This window comes from Bradyrhizobium sp. WSM1253, from assembly GCF_000244935.1.
GTDB classification, from domain to species: Bacteria; Pseudomonadota; Alphaproteobacteria; order Rhizobiales; family Xanthobacteraceae; genus Bradyrhizobium; species Bradyrhizobium canariense.
Genome location: NZ_JH600073.1, coordinates 8255903 through 8272016 on the forward strand (window position 1 = coordinate 8255903; position 16114 = coordinate 8272016).

15 protein-coding genes and 1 pseudogene are annotated in these 16114 nt (G+C 63.2%); 10 read left to right on the forward strand and 6 right to left on the reverse strand.

Annotated elements, in window-relative coordinates:
* Positions 1-5: 5 nt before the first annotated feature.
* From BRA1253DRAFT_RS40035 to gltX, 6 genes are all read right to left on the reverse strand, one after another.
* Positions 6-863 (reverse strand): carbohydrate ABC transporter permease, encoded by an 858-nt coding sequence (locus BRA1253DRAFT_RS40035; protein ID WP_007603649.1) that lies wholly within the window; start codon positions 861-863, stop codon positions 6-8.
* Complete coding sequence (locus BRA1253DRAFT_RS40040; RefSeq protein ID WP_007603650.1) at positions 856-1779, reverse strand: carbohydrate ABC transporter permease; 924 nt, start codon at positions 1777-1779, stop codon at positions 856-858. Before BRA1253DRAFT_RS40040 ends, BRA1253DRAFT_RS40035 begins: the two co-directional genes overlap by 8 nt.
* The gene (locus tag BRA1253DRAFT_RS40045) at positions 1776-3062 is read right to left on the reverse strand and encodes an ABC transporter substrate-binding protein (protein WP_007603651.1); all 1287 of its coding nucleotides are present in this window, start codon (positions 3060-3062) and stop codon (positions 1776-1778) included. The genes BRA1253DRAFT_RS40040 and BRA1253DRAFT_RS40045 overlap by 4 nt, the downstream gene beginning before the upstream one ends.
* Before the next feature lie 57 nt (positions 3063-3119).
* Complete coding sequence (locus BRA1253DRAFT_RS40050; protein WP_198288333.1) at positions 3120-4298, reverse strand: ROK family transcriptional regulator; 1179 nt, start codon at positions 4296-4298, stop codon at positions 3120-3122.
* A 177-nt stretch (positions 4299-4475) separates the two neighbouring features.
* Complete coding sequence (gltA, locus tag BRA1253DRAFT_RS40055; RefSeq protein WP_007603656.1) at positions 4476-5780, reverse strand: citrate synthase; 1305 nt, start codon at positions 5778-5780, stop codon at positions 4476-4478.
* Positions 5781-5963: 183 nt separating this feature from the next.
* Positions 5964-7394, reverse strand: coding sequence for a glutamate--tRNA ligase (gene gltX, locus BRA1253DRAFT_RS40060; protein WP_007603658.1), 1431 nt, complete (start codon positions 7392-7394; stop codon positions 5964-5966).
* Positions 7395-7461: 67 nt separating this feature from the next.
* Here gltX and BRA1253DRAFT_RS40065 point away from each other — a divergent pair, with 67 nt between their 5' ends.
* From BRA1253DRAFT_RS40065 to BRA1253DRAFT_RS40110, 10 genes and pseudogenes are all read left to right on the forward strand, one after another.
* The gene (locus BRA1253DRAFT_RS40065; RefSeq protein ID WP_007603660.1) at positions 7462-8049 is read left to right on the forward strand and encodes an NAD(P)H-dependent oxidoreductase; all 588 of its coding nucleotides are present in this window, start codon (positions 7462-7464) and stop codon (positions 8047-8049) included.
* Positions 8050-8128: 79 nt separating this feature from the next.
* Complete coding sequence (locus tag BRA1253DRAFT_RS40070) at positions 8129-9805, forward strand: glutamine--tRNA ligase/YqeY domain fusion protein (RefSeq protein ID WP_007603661.1); 1677 nt, start codon at positions 8129-8131, stop codon at positions 9803-9805.
* A gap of 9 nt (positions 9806-9814) precedes the next feature.
* The gene (locus tag BRA1253DRAFT_RS40075) at positions 9815-10201 is read left to right on the forward strand and encodes a nuclear transport factor 2 family protein (protein WP_007603662.1); all 387 of its coding nucleotides are present in this window, start codon (positions 9815-9817) and stop codon (positions 10199-10201) included.
* Between the two features lie 85 nt (positions 10202-10286).
* On the forward strand, positions 10287-10520 hold the full coding sequence (locus tag BRA1253DRAFT_RS40080) for a DUF2171 domain-containing protein (RefSeq protein ID WP_007603663.1): 234 nt from the start codon (positions 10287-10289) through the stop codon (positions 10518-10520).
* Positions 10521-10615: 95 nt separating this feature from the next.
* Positions 10616-11527 (forward strand): annotated as a pseudogene (locus BRA1253DRAFT_RS40085) (ComEC/Rec2 family competence protein); the annotation flags it as partial.
* 161 nt (positions 11528-11688) lie between these two features.
* Positions 11689-12888, forward strand: a complete 1200-nt coding sequence (locus BRA1253DRAFT_RS40090) for a site-specific integrase (protein ID WP_007603665.1) — start codon at positions 11689-11691, stop codon at positions 12886-12888.
* Positions 12889-13640: 752 nt separating this feature from the next.
* Positions 13641-13832 carry an AlpA family transcriptional regulator gene (locus BRA1253DRAFT_RS40095; protein WP_007603667.1) on the forward strand — a complete coding sequence of 64 codons (192 nt, stop codon included), beginning with the start codon at positions 13641-13643 and terminating at the stop codon, positions 13830-13832.
* Positions 13833-13855: 23 nt separating this feature from the next.
* Complete coding sequence (locus BRA1253DRAFT_RS40100; RefSeq protein ID WP_157158692.1) at positions 13856-14113, forward strand: transcriptional coactivator p15/PC4 family protein; 258 nt, start codon at positions 13856-13858, stop codon at positions 14111-14113.
* Positions 14110-14652: a hypothetical protein gene (locus tag BRA1253DRAFT_RS40105; RefSeq protein ID WP_007603669.1), complete on the forward strand. Its 543-nt coding sequence runs from the start codon at positions 14110-14112 to the stop codon at positions 14650-14652. Before BRA1253DRAFT_RS40100 ends, BRA1253DRAFT_RS40105 begins: the two co-directional genes overlap by 4 nt.
* Positions 14652-15893 (forward strand): AAA family ATPase, encoded by a 1242-nt coding sequence (locus BRA1253DRAFT_RS40110; protein WP_007603670.1) that lies wholly within the window; start codon positions 14652-14654, stop codon positions 15891-15893. Before BRA1253DRAFT_RS40105 ends, BRA1253DRAFT_RS40110 begins: the two co-directional genes overlap by 1 nt.
* The last annotated feature ends 221 nt before the right edge of the window (positions 15894-16114 follow it).

Here is a 16114-nt window from a genome sequence, read left to right on the forward strand (position 1 = left end):
TCCGATCATTTCACGGCGCCGGCGGTGAGGCCGCGCACGAAATACTTGCCGCCGATCAGATAGATCAGCAGGGTCGGCAAGGCGGCGATCATCACCGCCGCGCTTTGCACGCCATGCTGCGGAATGTCGGCGACCGCGGCGGATAGCGCGATCAGCGCGGCGGTGACCGGCTGCTGCTGACCGGTCGTGAATGTCACGCCGTAGAGAAACTCGTTCCAGATATGCGTGAACTGCCAGATCACGGTGACGACCAGAATAGGCGGCGAGAGCGGCAGGATGATGCGCCAGAAAATACGAAAGAACCCTGCGCCATCGATGCGCGCAGCTCTTATCAAATCCGGCGGGATCGCAGTGTAGTAGTTTCGGCAGAACAAGACGGTAAAGGAGAGTCCCTGGATCGTGTGGATCACGACCAGGCCCGTGAGTGTGTTCATCAGGCCCGTATCGCGCAACACGATGGTCCAGGGAAGCAGGCGCATCTGCTGGGGAAGGAAGAGGCCAAGAGTCACGATGCCGTAGATCCAGCTATCGCCGCGAAAGCGCCAGAGCGAAATGGCGTAACCGGCGACAGCACCGAGCAGGGTCGAGAAAATCGTCGCGGGAATCGTGACCAGCGCGGAGTTCAGCATGTACGGCCGGATGCCGGCGCAGGTCTCGGCGACGCAGAAACCGCTCCAGGCGGTGGCGTAATTGCTCCATGCCCATTGTTTCGGCCAGCCGATCATCGAGGCCTGCGCGATCTCCTCGTTGCTACGGAGCGAGTTCTGCACGACGACGCCCAATGGCGCGAGCCACGCCGCAGCGACCAGCGAGACGACGAGATAGATCAGGATCCGGCCTGGCGCGAAGGTTCGCTCACGCATGGATCGCCCGCCGCCGCTGGACGTAACGCCACGCTGCATAGGGCAGCAAGACCGCAAGAAGAATGAGCAACATGAGCACTGCCGCCGCCGCTCCCCGTCCGAGCAGGCTGCGCTGGAACATGAGGTCGTAGACGACGAGGGCCGGCAGCTGGGTGGCGATCCCGGGACCGCCGTTGGTGAGTGCGCGGACGAGGTCGAAGGTCGAAATCGCGAACTGCAGCTGGATGACGATGACGGTGATGGTGATCGGCCAAAGGGTCGGCAGGATGACGCGCCGGTACATTCGGATCGGTCCGGCGCCGTCGATTTGCGCGGCCTTGATCAGGTCGGCGTCGACGGAGCGGAGGCCGGCCAGGAACAGCGCCATGGCAAAACCGGAAGATTGCCAGATCGCGGCGATGACAATGGTCCAGATGGCCATGTCGCGGTCGATCAGCCAGTCGAACCGGAACGAGATCCAGCCTAGGTCGCGAACCAGCTTCTGGATCCCGAGGCCGGGATTGAGCAACCAACTCCAGACCGTGCCGGTGACCACGAATGACACCGCCAGAGGATAGAGGAAGATCGACCGCAGCAGGTTCTCGCCGCGAATACGCTGGTCGAGCAGGATCGCAAGGATGAGGCCGGACGCCAGGCTCAGCAACACGAAGGCGCTGCCAAACAGCAGCAGATTGTCCAAGGCAATCTGCCAGTTCCGCGATGCTGCAACCGCAGAATAGTTGCGCAAACCGACCCAGCCCGAGACCGGGACCAGAGTGGACGGTGTGAACGATATCCAGATCGTCCACAGCGTAAACGCAATGAGGTGCGCGGCGGACATCAGCAGCGGCACCCAGATCGTCAAATATTCGGGCAGCCGGCGTACCCAGTCAGAGGCCGCCGGCCGGCCCGGTGTTGTCGAGACGGCGATCGTCAACGTGAGCTCTCGACGGCCTCGGCGAGGCGTATGGCCGCTTGCTCAGGCTTGATCGTCTTGTTCTTCACGTACTCCGTGATCACGTCGATCATCGCTGCGGTCATCCCGTTTTCCTGCGCCATGTTGTGCGCAAGACTGAGGACGGCCTGATTGCTGGCGATCGCGTCTTTCAGGGCTGCCGCGGTCCGCCGTTGACCGTCCGACCAGCCCTCGCCCGACAGATCGACATCGGTGCGCACGGGGATCGATCCCGTGATCTGCGAATACATGGTCTGGATCGCTGGATCCATCACGAGCTGGGCCATCAGCGTCTGGCCGGCCTGCAGATCTGCCTCCTTGCGCTGCCAGAATATGAAGGCATCGGCATTCAACAGGAAGACCGGCTTGCTGTTGTCGCTCGGGCCCGGAGCGATCATGAAGTCCTCGAACTTAAAGCCGGCGTTGCGCAAGACGCCCTGCGCCCACCCGCCCATGATCATCATGCCCATGTCGCCCTCGACAAAGCGCTTCAGGTTGGTCGAAAAGTGCTGGGCGCCGACGTTGGGGTCCATCCAGTCGGCAATCTTGCGCACCTGTACGAAGGCATCCTTTATCTCGGGGCCCTCCAGGGCCTTCTTGTCGAGATTCATGATGGCTGCGCGGTATGCGGCGGGACTGATGCCTGCCAAAGCGGCCTCGAATTTCTGGCCGTCGTCCGGGCGGGTGCCACCGTTGGCGATGGGATAGGGGACTCCGCCTGCTTTCATCTTCTCAGCGAGGTCGTTGAACTCAGCCCATGTGACGGGGACCTTGTCAGCCTTGGCCTTGTCCATCGCGCGTTTGGAAAGAAACAGCATGTTGGTGCTGTAGATCTGCAACGGCAGTGCAATCCACTTGCCTCCCGGTTTGTGCAATTTTGCAAGGTCAGGCGCGACAACCTTTTCGTAGCCGGCGGCAGCGACGACGGCATCGAGATCGACGGTTGGGGCAATCTTCGACCAGGCCGCAATCTCGGGGCCTTTGAGCTGCGAGCAGGCCGGTGGATCGCCGGCCATGATCTGGGCACGCAGCTTGTTCATCATCTCGGTGGTGAAGCCGGGGACGGGCGAGTGCTGCCAAACCCCGCCTTTCTCTTCGAACTTCTTGCCGAGCGCCGTGATGGCGGCCCCATCGCTGCCTGCGGACCATTGCGAGATCGCAGTCAGACGCGGCTTGATCGCGCCTTGCGCGCGGGCAAAGGCCGGCAGCGCAAGGGCAGCAGCGGATCCGGCGAGCAGTTGGCGCCTTGTTGTCGTGATCGGCATGGCAAGTTCCTCCCGGTGTGAACTCTTTCGCGCGAGAGCAGCGCGGCATCAGATATCTCAGGCGGCCTCGATCGATGCGGCCGGCATGCCGCCGCGGCAAGCGAGACAGAAAGCCGCGAATGCCAGCGCCGCTCGCGGATCGTTGCCATTCGACGGCGGTACGAAAGCGAGCGACACTTGCGCGTGATTGCGGCCGCCCAACAGACAGGCGTCGATCCCCTCGACGAGCGCGCTGCGATCGTCCTCGGCGAGGAGCGACGGCCAGCCGCTGATCGCGACGCCCTTGCATGGCTTCACGTTCAGCGTGTTGCCGATCGCAAGTCCAAGCCGGAACAGCCGCTGGCGCAATTCCTGCCGCACGCGCGACGAGAGCGGTATCGCGGTCACCCATTCGCTGCCGAGTTGAAGCAACTCGGCTTCCGCGACGCCAAGAAGCTCGGCCAGGGCGGGAAGCGACGTATAGGCCTCGACGCAGCCATGATGACCACAGCGGCAAATTGGTCCGTCGGCTTCGAACACCATGTGGCCGAGCTCGACCGGCTGGAGGGCATCGTCCTCGACCGGATCATCCATCCAGGTGCCCGCAACGCCCTGGCCGACGAAGACGAAGAGATGTGCGCCGCTGAAGGGATAATTCTCCGTGCGGCAGCGGTGAAAGATGGCGTGCGCGACGACCGAATTGGTGAACTCGACCGGCACCCCGGCAAACGCCTCGCCGAACATCTCGTTGATACGCCCGATGTCGCAGGGAATGATCGGATTGCTTGGCGCGCCCAGCCGGCTGAGACCCGGAATGGAGACACCGATCTGTGCGAGGGGGATGCGTCGGCGCCGCGTCCACTCGCGCAGCAATGTCATCGCCTCGCGAAACGCCTGGCCTACGGCCGCGACGGTCGGCGTCTTCGGCAGCGGCACTTGCCCGGTATAGCGCAGCTCATCCGACAGGCCCCCGACGCCGACGCTGAGCCGCTGGGTGGTCAGCTCAAACGCCGCGAGCGCCACCGCTTTATCGAGCGACACGAGGCCGGTCGGGCCACCGACATAAGGGGCAGGGCGCCGCACTTCCTCAATCAGGCCCTCGGCCCTCAGGTCGAACAGGATGCGCGACAGGCTCGCTTCCGACAGGCGCACGGCCTTGGCCAGCGGCGGGCGAAACGACCCGCCTGACTGAAGCAGATGAGTCAAAATGGCAGCACGCGTCTGCCGCCGACTTCTCGGCTGCTCCGGCATTTCCATCCCTGTCGTCATTCTTACTTAGTGTAAGAATGCGCGCGGAGCATTTCGGCTGTCAAGCGATCGCCGACGCATTGCGCCGACTTGTTGTTGTGCGCGGCAGCAAGATTGTGTCGGCGCAAAACAAAAACGGCGCCATCCGGAGATGGCGCCGCTTCGAAAGCCGTGATGGGCTCGACCTTACTTGCGGTTGTTGATCGCGACGTAGTCGCGCTTGGTGACACCGGTGTAGAGCTGGCGCGGACGGCCGATCTTCTGCTGCGGATCCTCGATCATCTCGCTCCACTGGCTGATCCAGCCGACGGTGCGGGCGACCGCGAACAGCACGGTGAACATCGAGACCGGGAAGCCCATCGCCTTCAGCGTGATGCCCGAATAGAAGTCGACGTTCGGGTAGAGCTTGCGGTCGATGAAGTACTGGTCGCTGAGCGCGATCTTCTCGAGCTCGAGCGCCACCTTCAGCATCGGATCGTCGCCATGGCCGGTCTCCTTGAGCACGGCGTGACACATCTTCTGCATGATCTTGGCGCGCGGATCGTAGTTCTTGTAGACGCGGTGACCGAAGCCCATCAGGCGGACTTCAGAATTCTTGTCCTTCACCTTGGCGATGAATTCGGGGATCTTGTCGACCGAGCCGATCTCGGCGAGCATTGCCAGCGCTGCTTCGTTGGCGCCGCCATGCGCCGGGCCCCACAGGCAGGCGATGCCGGCGGCGATGCAGGCGAACGGGTTGGCGCCGGAGGAGCCGGCGATACGCACCGTCGAGGTCGAGGCGTTCTGCTCGTGGTCGGCGTGCAGGATGAAGATTTTGTCCAGCGCGTCAGCCAGCACCGGGTTGATCTTGTACTCCTCGCACGGCACGGCGAAGCACATGTGCAGGAAGTTCTCGGCGAACTTCAGCGAGTTTTTCGGATACACGAAGGGCTGGCCGACTGTGTACTTGTAGGCCATCGCAGCCAGCGTCGGGATCTTGGCGATCATGCGCATGGAGGCGATCATGCGTTGCTTCGGATCGTTGATGTCGGTTGAGTCGTGATAGAACGCGGCGAGCGCGCCGACAGCCGCCACCATGATCGCCATCGGATGGGCGTCGCGGCGGAAGCCTTGGAAGAAGCGGGCCATCTGCTCGTGCACCATCGTGTGATGGATCACGCGATCGTCGAAATCCTTCTTCTGCGCGGCGGTGGGAAGCTCCCCGAACAGCAGCAGATAGCAGGTCTCGAGGAAGTCGCCGTTCTCGGCGAGCTGCTCGATCGGATAGCCGCGGTATTCCAGCACGCCCGCGTCACCGTCGATATAGGTGATCTTGGACTGGCAGCTCGCTGTCGAGGTGAAGCCGGGATCGTAGGTGAACAGGCCGGACTGGCCGTAGAGCTTGCCGATATCGATGACGTCGGGCCCGACGCTGCCGCTGTGGATCGGAAGATCGAAATTCTTGTTTCCGACCGTCAGTGTGGCGGTCTTATTGCTTGGTTTTGCGTCCATCAGAGGTCCCCGATGTATGGTGAAACGGGCCGGACCCGGAGGCCCCGACGAGATATCGCGGGGCAGGCCGGATGTTCCAGAAGGTACGGGTGAGATGGGTATATTATTGCTGTGTGCGCTGCAAGATGGCGCCACGCATGGTCGACTTACGTCGTAGCCTGGTTCTTGGCCCCGATTCTTGGCCTAGTCCCTGGCCTGATCTTTAAGCCGGCCCAGGCTTTCCTGGCGTCCCAGGACGTCCAAGACCTCGAATATGCCGGGCGACGTCGTCCGTCCGGTCAGCGCCGCCCGCAGCGGCTGGGCGACCGCGCCGAGCTTGAGACTATTTTCCTCGGCATAGGCGCGCAGGGCGGCTTCCGCATTGGCCGCGCTCCACGTCTCGACTTTCTCCAGCGCGGAATGAAGCTGGCCGATCAGCTTGCGGTTCTCAGGGGTCAGCAGCGCTGCCGCCTTTGGATCAAGCTCCAGCGGCCGGTCGGCGAAGATGAAATAGGCGCTGTCGATCAGCTCGATCAGCGTCTTGGCGCGCTCCTTCAGGGCCGGCATGGCCTTCAGGAGCTGCGCGCGCGTGGCGTCGTTTAACTTGGCCTTAATCTCGTCGCGGCTGGGCACGACGTGGTCGAGCACGTCCTCGAACATCTTCACGAGTGATTGATCGTCGGCATTGCGGATGTAGTGGCCGTTGAGGTTTTCCAGCTTGGCGAAATCGAAGCGCGCTGCTGCGCGGCCGACGCTGGCGAGGTCGAAGGCTGCGATCATCTCCTCGGTCGAGAAGATTTCCTGGTCGCCATGGCTCCAGCCGAGCCGGACGAGATAGTTGCGGAGCGCGGCCGGGAGGTATCCCATGGCGCGGTAGGCATCGACGCCGAGCGCGCCGTGCCTCTTGGAGAGCTTCGAACCGTCCGGGCCATGGATCAGGGGGATGTGAGACATGCTCGGCAGCGTCCAGCCCATCGCGTCGTAGATCTGCTTTTGGCGGGCCGCGTTGATCAAATGGTCGTCGCCGCGGATGACATGGGTGACGCCCATGTCGTGGTCGTCGACCACCACTGCGAGCATGTAGGTCGGGTTGCCATCGCCGCGCAGCAGGACGAGATCGTCGAGGTTTTCGTTCTGCCAGACCACGCGACCCTGGACCTGGTCTTCGATCACGGTTTCGCCGGTCTGGGGCGCGCGGAGCCGGATGGTCGGCTTCACGTCGGTTGGGGCCGTCGCCGGATCGCGGTCGCGCCACAGGCCGTCATAGAGGCGGGTGCGCCCCTCTGCGCGCGCCTTCTCGCGCATCGCGGTGAGCTCCTCGGCGGTGGCGTAGCAGCGATAGGCCTTGCCCTCGGCGAGCAGCTGCTCGGCGACTTCGCGGTGGCGGGCGGCGCGGCTGAACTGGTAGATGACATCGCCATCCCAGCCGAGCTCCAGCCATTTCAGCCCGTCGAGGATGGCGCCGATCGCCGCCTCCGTGGAGCGCTCCCGGTCGGTATCCTCGATCCGGAGCAGCATCTTGCCGCCGTGCTTCTTCGCATAGAGCCAGTTGAACAGGGCCGTGCGCGCGCCCCCGATATGGAGGAAGCCGGTCGGCGAGGGAGCAAAGCGGGTGACGACGGGAGAGGTGTTCATTGACCGCGCGGGATAAGGGAGGTGGCTGATTGGCGACCGTGTATCATAGGCGCGGGAGATTGTGCCAATGCTAATCCAGGTCGTTCATAGCCATCCGCTCGCGGACAGTTACAACCATGCACTGTTCCATACCATCGTCGAGACGCTGAAAACTCGACACGAAGTGATCGCGACTGACCTTTACCGCGAGGGGTTTTCCCCGGAGATGACCGAGGCGGAGCGGCGCAGCTACTATCACGGGCCCTATGCAGAGGACGCGGTGGCGAGCCTCATCGAGCACGTACGGCGCGTCGACGGCATTATCTTCTGCTTTCCGCATTGGTGGTTTTCGATGCCTGCCATGCTCAAGGGCTATTTCGACCGGGTCTGGGCGCCGGGTACGGCGTTCGCCCACGATCTGAAGGGTGGGCGCATCAAGCCGCTGCTGACCAACATCCGCTTGTTCGGCGTTGTGACGAGCTACGGCTCACCGTGGTGGTTGAGCCGGATCGTCATGCAAGACCCCGGCCGCAAGGTGTTGCTTAGGGCACTGAAACCGATGTGTGGATCCGGCGTTCGGTCGTTCTATTTGGCGCACTACGATATGGATCGCTCCACCTTGGCATCCCGGGCTGCCTTCATCGAGCGCGTGCGTGCCAGAATCGCCGAAGTTTGACCGGACGGTGGGCATGGGGCTTGGCCTAGGGGCTCGAATTTGGCAGAAGGGCCGCTGATTTCCCTACAGGATTTTCGTAATGACAGAACCGGTGGCGAACGAGGTTGGGCGCGATTTCATTCGTGACATCATCCAGGCCGACCTCGATCAGGCCAAATACAAGGAGATCGTGACCCGGTTCCCGCCGGAGCCGAACGGCTATCTCCATATCGGCCACGCCAAGTCGATCGCGCTCAATTTCGGCATCGCCCAGGAGTTTCCGGGCCGCTGCCATCTGCGCTTCGACGACACCAACCCGGTCAAGGAAGAGCAGGAATATATCGATTCCATCCAGGCAGACGTGCGCTGGCTCGGCTTCGACTGGGGCAAGAACCTGTTCTTCGCCTCGGACTATTTCGACCGCCTCTATGAATGGGCGGAGCAGCTGATCCGAGACGGGCTCGCCTATGTCGACGACCAGACCCAGGAGGAGATCCGTCTTGCGCGCGGCACGCTGACCGAGCCCGGCAAGAACTCGCCCTTCCGCGACCGCAGCGTGGATGAAAACCTCGACCTGTTCCGCCGCATGAAGGCGGGCGAATTCCCGAACGGCGCGCGCGTGCTGCGGGCCAAGATCGACATGGGTGCGGGCAACATCAATCTGCGCGACCCCGTGCTGTACCGCATCCTGCATGCGCACCATCCGCGCACCGGGACCAAGTGGAGCATCTATCCGAGCTACGACTATGCGCACGGCCAGTCGGACGCGATCGAGGGCATCACGCACTCGATCTGCACGCTGGAGTTCGAGGATCACCGGCCGCTCTATGACTGGTTCATCGAGAAGCTGCCGGTTCCGTCGAAGCCGCACCAGTACGAATTCGCGCGGCTGAACCTGACCTACACGCTGCTGTCCAAGCGCGTGCTGACCCAGCTCGTGCGTGAGGGCCATGTCGCGGGCTGGGACGATCCGCGTATGCCGACCATGGCGGGCATGCGCCGCCGCGGCGTGCCGCCGGCCGCCCTTCGCGAGTTCGTCAAGCGCATTGGCGTTGCCAAGGCCAACAGCGTCGTCGACGTCGGCATGCTCGAGTTCTGCATCCGCGAGGAACTGAACCGGACGTCGCAGCGGCGCATGGCGGTGCTGAAGCCGCTAAAAGTCGTGATCGAGAATTATCCGGAAGGGCAGACCGAGGAGCTCGAGGCGATCAACCATCCGGACGATCCCTCTGCCGGCACCCGGAAGGTCACGTTCGGCCGTGAGCTCTATATCGAGCAGGACGACTTCATGGAGAACCCGCCGAAAAAGTTCTTCCGTCTGTCGCCGGGCAACGAGGTGCGGCTGCGCTACGCCTATTTCGTCAAATGCACCGGCGTGATCAAGAACGATGCCGGCGAGGTGGTGGAGCTGCGCTGCACCTACGATCCCGCGACCAAAGGCGGTAACGCGCCCGATGGCCGCAAGGTCAAGGCCACCATGCACTGGCTGTCGGCGGCAACATCCGTGCCCGCGGAAATCCGCATCTACAACCAGCTATTTGCCAATCCGAGCCCGGACGCCTCGAACTTCGCTGCCGACCTCAATCCGCAATCGCTGGAGATCTTGGCTGACGCCCGGATCGAAGCATCGGTCGCCGAGAGCAATTCGACCGAACCGATGCAGTTCGAGCGCCAGGGCTATTTCGTGCGCGACAAGGACTCGACGCCCGGCAAGCCGGTATTTTCCAGGACCATCGGTCTGCGCGACACGTTCGCGAAGGAAGTTGCCAAAGGCTGAGGGACCACAATGAGCGACGAAGCCGACGCCACCGTTTCCGCCATCATCGCGAAATGGCGCGCCGGCTTCGCAAGGCTCGACGCCGCGGCACTCTCGTCTCTGTATTCTAAGAACGCCTTCTTCTTCGGCTCCAACCCAAAGCTCTATCGGGGCAGGGATGGCGTCGCAGACTATTTCAACGGCCTGCCGCGCTGGCGCCAGCCGAGCGCGGTGTTTTCCGAGGTGAATGCTGCGCAGGCCGGTCCTGATCTGATCAACATCGCCGCAACTATCTCGTTTAACTTCGCCGGCGAACGCCCCGATCTTGTTGTCAAGATGAGCTGGGTCATCATCCGCGAAGACGGTGACTGGAAGATCGTCAATCACCATGCTTCGTCGCAGACGCCGCTGATCTGACCAGCGGGGCACACGGCTTCGTCATTCTCGTGAGAGAACGAATGTGCACCTCGCGCGTTGGGGTGGGCCCAACAAGGAACCCACCATGCAGAACATCGCAGAGCATATGGAAGTCATCGGCGCCGACGGCGTCCACATCGGCACCGTCGACAAGGTCGAAGGCAATCGCATCAAGCTGACCAAGAAGGACAGCGGCGAGGGCAGCCACAAGGGTCACCACCACTTCATCGACAAGGGTCTCGTCGCCGACATCGAGGGCAACAAGATCCGGCTGTCGGCCAAGGCCGATGTCGCCGTGACGATGGAAGAGGAAAAGTAGGGGGCGCACCCTTTCGTTCCTGATCCGTACCGCTATCCGCCCGCCTGCACGTTCCGGTAGCTTCGGCCTTCGTTGCGTATCATCGAGTGCAGGGAATGGCGGAGCCGGGCCGGCCAGTACGGTCGCAGGGGATTGCGGGGACGTGGCCCGCGGGCCGCGCCGCGTCCGCTGGCGGCCTCGCGCCTGCAGGCCTCGACCTCTGGACATCGCTGGCCGAGACCCTGCGCGCGTGGCTACGCGCCGAGGCCGGCGCCGGGCGGCTGTTGCCGTGGGTGCCCGTGGCTTTTGGCTGCGGCATCGCGCTTTATTTCTCCGCCGATCACGAGCCGGTGCTGTGGGTCGTTGCCACGACCGCCATCGCACTCCTGCTCGGCGCGGCTCTGTTGCGACGGAGCCGGCTGTTCGCCCCGGCCATCATGATCGCGGCGGTCGCCGCCGGCTTTGCCGTCGCGACCTGGAAGACGGCACGCATCGCCCACCCGGTGCTGGCAAAGTCGCTCTATTCGGTATCGTTGTCGGGCTTCGTCGAGGCCCGCGATATCCGCGAGCGCACAGATCGCTTCGTGCTGCGCGTCACCGCCATGGAGGCGCAGCGCAGCGACGTCAGGCTCGAGCGCGTGCGCCTGTCGGTCCGCAAGGGCACGGCGCCGGAGGTCGGCAGCTTCGTTCAGCTGAAGGCGCGGCTGATGCCGCCGCTCGCGCCGGTGCGGCCCGGCAGCTACGACTTTTCGCGTGACATGTTCTTCCAGGGCATCGGCGCCTCCGGCTTCGCGATGGGCGCAATCACGGTGGCGGCGCCGCCTGAGACCGCCGGCTTGCGGCTGCGTTACGCGGCCTTCATGCAAGGCCTGCGCGATGCGATCGATGCCCGCATCCGGGCGACGCTCGACGGCGACAACCGGGCGATCGCGACCGCGCTGCTCACCGGGCGGCGCGATGCGATCACCACGCCCGTCAATGACGCGATGTTCATCTCCGGCCTCGGCCACGTGCTCTCGATCTCCGGTTAACAGATAGCCTCATCGGTCAGAAGCATTCACGACGCTTCTTAATCCACAGTTTTCAACGGCTTAGGCCAAGAAGCACGTGGCGGCTTCGTTCACCCGCGGTCACAATTGGTCAACGGTTTGCGTCCCCGGTGCTTCCCAAAAAGGATGGACTGCTTCCCATGCTCAAGATTTCCGACGATCGCGTCCGCTTCACCGACACCTACGTGCGTCGGCTTAGCCTGCCCGCCGGTAAGTCGGATCACATCGCGTGGGACCCGGACCTGCCAAGCTTCGGCGTGCGTCTCCGGCCCGGCAAGGCGTCCTACGTGGTCCAGTATCGCGTCGGGATCGAGCAGCGCCGCAAGAGCCTTGGCGACGTCCGAAAGGTCAACTTGGAGGACGCCCGCGGCATCGCCCGGAAGCGCTTCGCCCAGATCGAGCTCGGCATCGACCCTGACGCAGAGGAAGAGAAGCGTCGGGTCGACCAGGCTTCTGACGCCCAGACATTCGAGAAAGCCGTGGAACTGTACCTGGAGGCGCAGAAGCCGCGAGTGAGGCCAAACACCTACATCGCCGAGGAGCGCTACCTGCGGCGGCACTGCCAGCCCATCCAGCGGAAGCCGGTCAGCAAGGTCAGCTTCGAGGAGATCGCCTCCCTTCTGCGCGCCCTGGTTCGGGACCATGGGCCGACGTCAGCCGCGCGGGCGCGCGGCGCGCTCCTGGCGTTCTTCTCCTGGTGCATGCGCCAAGGGTTGGCGAAGGCCAATCCGGTGATCGGGACGGAGAACCCTATCCGCGGAAAGGAGCCTCGAGATCGGGTTTTGACCGATGAGGAGATCCGCATCATTTGGCGGAACTGCCTCGACGACGATTTCGGGAAGATCGTCCGGCTGCTGCTGCTGACCGCCTGTCGACGGGACGAAATCGGCGGTCTGCGGTGGGATGAACTCGACCTCGCCGACGGCAAGCTGTCACTGCCGAGGGAGAGAACCAAGGCGAAGCGGGCGCACGAGCTCCCGTTGACGGCGGCCGCGCTGGAGATCGTCCAATCGATCCCACGGCGGAACAGCCGCGATACCCTGTTCGGAGGCGGCGCAAACGGCTTCAATGCCTGGTCCTACAACACTCTCGCATTGAACGCGCGCATTATCGCCGGCGAAAAGAAGGCATTGGCGCCATGGCGGCTGCACGACCTCCGTCGGACAGTCCGCACTCGAATGGGCAAGCTCGGCGTCCTTCCGCACGTCGCCGAGCTGGTGCTGAATCATGCTGGCCATAAGTCCGGTATCGGTGGGGTCTATGATCACCACGATTACGGTCCCGAGATTGCCGAGGCGTTTCGGAAGTGGGAGGCGCACCTGCTCGCGATCGTGCAGTGAAGGTTCCGAGCCGTCCCAAGGTTCGGTCTGTGCTTTTGCCGGCAGGGCATTCGCGCATCGTGAATCAGACGTTCTCTGACCTCGCGTGGGAAAGAGCGAAAGCTCCGATCCCCACCCGAGTTGACGATCACCGCGACGGGGCATTCAAAGCCGCCGTTCAAAGGAGTTGCGACAGCTACCTAAGTGCCGTTCGACTGCTAGCCGAGGGCGCCGCGACAGCAGCGGCCCTGCGGAAACCAGCAGGAAAGCAATCGAGCCCGCTGGAAAGTCTTTGCAGGCACCTTAGGGCGGCGGCAATCGCCTGGTCTACCGTAAGAGAGATGCACGACGATCGGAGGGGCCCATTGAGCGATTTAGGCGATCGGCTCGAAGCCTTGGCGAATGATGCCGAGCGACGTCTCGCAATCCTTAGCTCGATGGAGCCTGCTATGCCGCCTCCTTCTCCACAAGTTTTCATTCGCGCGATCGCGAAATGTTGCATCGAGGCGGGGCTAAAACCAACAGCGACTGGGAGGGTATACGAGGACGAGCCACCGACTTGGTTTCAAGCGTTTATCGCCGAATTGAACGACGCTTTTCTGGGTGGATATGGGTGGGGCGCTCCAGGAACTTACTCGCGCAACGCGCTGTTCGCTGAGGTGGCGAGAGTCCTAGGTGACGCAAAGTAGGGGAATCCCCTAGTACACTTCACCGGACGCGGCGCCGCCGCTCCCGGATAGTCCTGACGTAGCAAGAACGTCGAGGACTATCCCATGGAAGACGATCGCGTCCTATCATTTGCCGAGTGGTGCAAGCTGAACGGCTTTTCACTCAGCACCGGCCAGCGGATCATTGCCGCGGGCACGGGTCCCACCTTCATCAAACTTTCCGAGCGCCGCAAGGGCGTGACCGTCGCAGAGAACCGCCGCTGGCAGGCGTCGCGCTTGATCGAGACGGCGGCTTGATCATGGGCGCTCGCAACCCCGAATTGATCGAGCCCGTCGTTGTCGACCGGTTCTTTTCAAATCGTCGCAAGGACGTGATCACCACGACGCTGCAAACGTTCAAGGGGCACACGCTCGTTGATCTGAGGAAGCACGTCCACGACAAGGAAGGGAAAATCCATCCGACAGCCAAAGGCATCACCATGAAGGTGACGCGCTTGTCGGATTTACAAAATGCGATCAACAAGGCGCTCGCCAAAGCGCAGGAGCTCGGCCTCCTCGACGGAGGCGAGACCGAATGAACGCGCCAGCAAAAACCCTCGATGGAAAAGCGCTGGAAGACGCGATCTGGCTGCTCGAAACGCGCGCGCTGATCCGCGCCTATCTCGAATACGAGTACCAGTTCGAACATCTCGCCGACGCAATCGATCCGCTCCAAGAATTTGCCGAGCAATCCGGGTTAGTCGCGGCAGTTGGCCAGGACGAAGTTCAGCGGCTGATCGCGGCGCCTTTCGCTCGTTTCCGCAACATCGTGGCTGCGGAGGTTGAGCAAGAGTTGGCCTGCACGGAGATCGAGCCGGATATGCCTTCCGACTATGCGGCGACGCTCGTGATGCAATGGGAATTGGCGGACCCGCGCGACCGGTGGCGCTGGACTGGCGAAATGCCGCCAGTGGCGGCCTCGGAGGTGAAGAAGCCTGCGACATACAAGCCGGCGGACTCAACCGTGTGGGCATTTGAGTATTTGCTTGGCCTCGGCGATCAAGAGCGGCTGACTACATGGCTCCGAAATCACCCCGCCGATGCGCCAATACTGCTTCAGATTTTGGAGGCCGCGTGATGGTGAGCCCTGCAAATCGAGCGATCGCCTACCAATCCTTCGAGGAGCTCGGCCATCGAGGATTCATCAAGCGCGAAAATGATGCGCCGTCTGCCGACGTCCCTTTTCCGGATGCATATCCAGAAGGCGCCGACGGTGAGCGGATCGTCGTCGTTGAGCTTGGGACCGGTGGCACGGTGGCCAAAGCGCCGCATGCCTATGCTGCGATCACGCCGGCAGTGTGGAAGGGCACCACGGCCGAGCAACAGCGCTGGCTGGCGAGCGGGCGTATTCCGTGCGGAGATCTGACGATCTTGGCCGGCAACGGCGGATCAGGCAAAACTGAGATCGTCACGCAGCTGCTCGTCCACACCGCCGCGGGCCTCCGTGACTGGCTCGGCTGCACGATCGAGAACGGCCCGGCGCTATTCCTGTCCTGCGAGGAGCCCGAGCACAACATTCGGGACCGCGTCGAGCGCATCGCCAAGCACCGGTGCATCGACCCACACGGCTTGACCGACCTCCATCTGCTTTTCCCGGACCTCGAGAGCACGTGGCTAGTGCACGCCGGTGGTGATGGGCGCCTGTCCCGCGCTCCTCTGCTCGACTGGCTGGAAGGCTGGATCCGCGATAGGCGCCCGCGCCTGGTGGTGATCGACAGCATCGCCGCGGTGTTTGACGGCGAGGCGATCGCGCGCCGGCAGGTCCGCGCGTTCCTCGCCATGCTCCGAAAGATCGCCCGGGAGAACGACGTCGCCATCGTGATGCTCGACCATCCCAGCGTCCGCGGCATGGCCGACGGAAGCGGGACCGCCAACAGCGTGGACTGGCGGAACTCTGTGCGCTCGATGCTGCACCTGTCCGACCCCGACAAGGACGACCAGGACCAGCGCACGCTGGCCGTCACCAAGAGCAACTACGGCCGATCCGGCGAGAAGGTGACGCTCCGCTGGGGCGGCCTGACCTTCACCACCGCCATGGCCGGGGAGAGCTCGCCCTATCGCGCGTCAGTCGACCGCGACATCGAGGAGCTATTCCTACGCCTGCTCGACAAGCGCCTCGCCCAGGGCCGTCCCGTCCACGCCAAGACGGCAAAGGGCAGCGCACCGGCGGAGTTCGTACTGGACCCGGAAGCCACCGGCATCACCTCAGACGCCTTCCGCAACGCGATGGAGCGCCTGTTCGCCCGCGGTGTGATCAGGAATGTCGACACCGGATCACCCAGCAAGCGACGCCAACACATCGAGCGGGTGACGGCATGACCCGTAGTTTCCCGGCTTCCAACGCCCCTACCAACGCTCTCCCGAGGCTTCCAACACCCCTGCCAACTATCCTGCCAACACCCCTTCCAACGGGTACCAACGGTACTGCCAACGCCTGTTCTCCAACCCCCCATACCCCCCGAGCGTTGGAAGCGCCCAACGCCGCTGGGGCGCGGCTAGGCGTTCCGGCCGCTCAAGGAAGGGAAGGGCGGAAAGCAGCT

Bases quoted from the DNA above. Each gene is read 5' to 3' on its own strand.
- BRA1253DRAFT_RS40045 (WP_007603651.1), bottom strand. From the start codon at position 3,062: ATGCCGATCACGACAACAAGGCGCCAACTGCTCGCCGGATCCGCTGCT.
- BRA1253DRAFT_RS40070 (WP_007603661.1), top strand. From the start codon at position 8,129: ATGACAGAACCGGTGGCGAACGAGGTTGGGCGCGATTTCATTCGTGAC.
- BRA1253DRAFT_RS40090 (WP_007603665.1), top strand. From the start codon at position 11,689: ATGCTCAAGATTTCCGACGATCGCGTCCGCTTCACCGACACCTACGTG.
- BRA1253DRAFT_RS40050 (WP_198288333.1), bottom strand. From the start codon at position 4,298: ATGGAAATGCCGGAGCAGCCGAGAAGTCGGCGGCAGACGCGTGCTGCC.
- gltX (WP_007603658.1), bottom strand. From the start codon at position 7,394: ATGAACACCTCTCCCGTCGTCACCCGCTTTGCTCCCTCGCCGACCGGC.
- BRA1253DRAFT_RS40065 (WP_007603660.1), top strand. From the start codon at position 7,462: ATGCTAATCCAGGTCGTTCATAGCCATCCGCTCGCGGACAGTTACAAC.
- BRA1253DRAFT_RS40075 (WP_007603662.1), top strand. From the start codon at position 9,815: ATGAGCGACGAAGCCGACGCCACCGTTTCCGCCATCATCGCGAAATGG.
- gltA (WP_007603656.1), bottom strand. From the start codon at position 5,780: ATGGACGCAAAACCAAGCAATAAGACCGCCACACTGACGGTCGGAAAC.
- BRA1253DRAFT_RS40080 (WP_007603663.1), top strand. From the start codon at position 10,287: ATGCAGAACATCGCAGAGCATATGGAAGTCATCGGCGCCGACGGCGTC.
- BRA1253DRAFT_RS40110 (WP_007603670.1), top strand. From the start codon at position 14,652: ATGGTGAGCCCTGCAAATCGAGCGATCGCCTACCAATCCTTCGAGGAG.
- BRA1253DRAFT_RS40105 (WP_007603669.1), top strand. From the start codon at position 14,110: ATGAACGCGCCAGCAAAAACCCTCGATGGAAAAGCGCTGGAAGACGCG.
- BRA1253DRAFT_RS40095 (WP_007603667.1), top strand. From the start codon at position 13,641: ATGGAAGACGATCGCGTCCTATCATTTGCCGAGTGGTGCAAGCTGAAC.
- BRA1253DRAFT_RS40035 (WP_007603649.1), bottom strand. From the start codon at position 863: ATGCGTGAGCGAACCTTCGCGCCAGGCCGGATCCTGATCTATCTCGTC.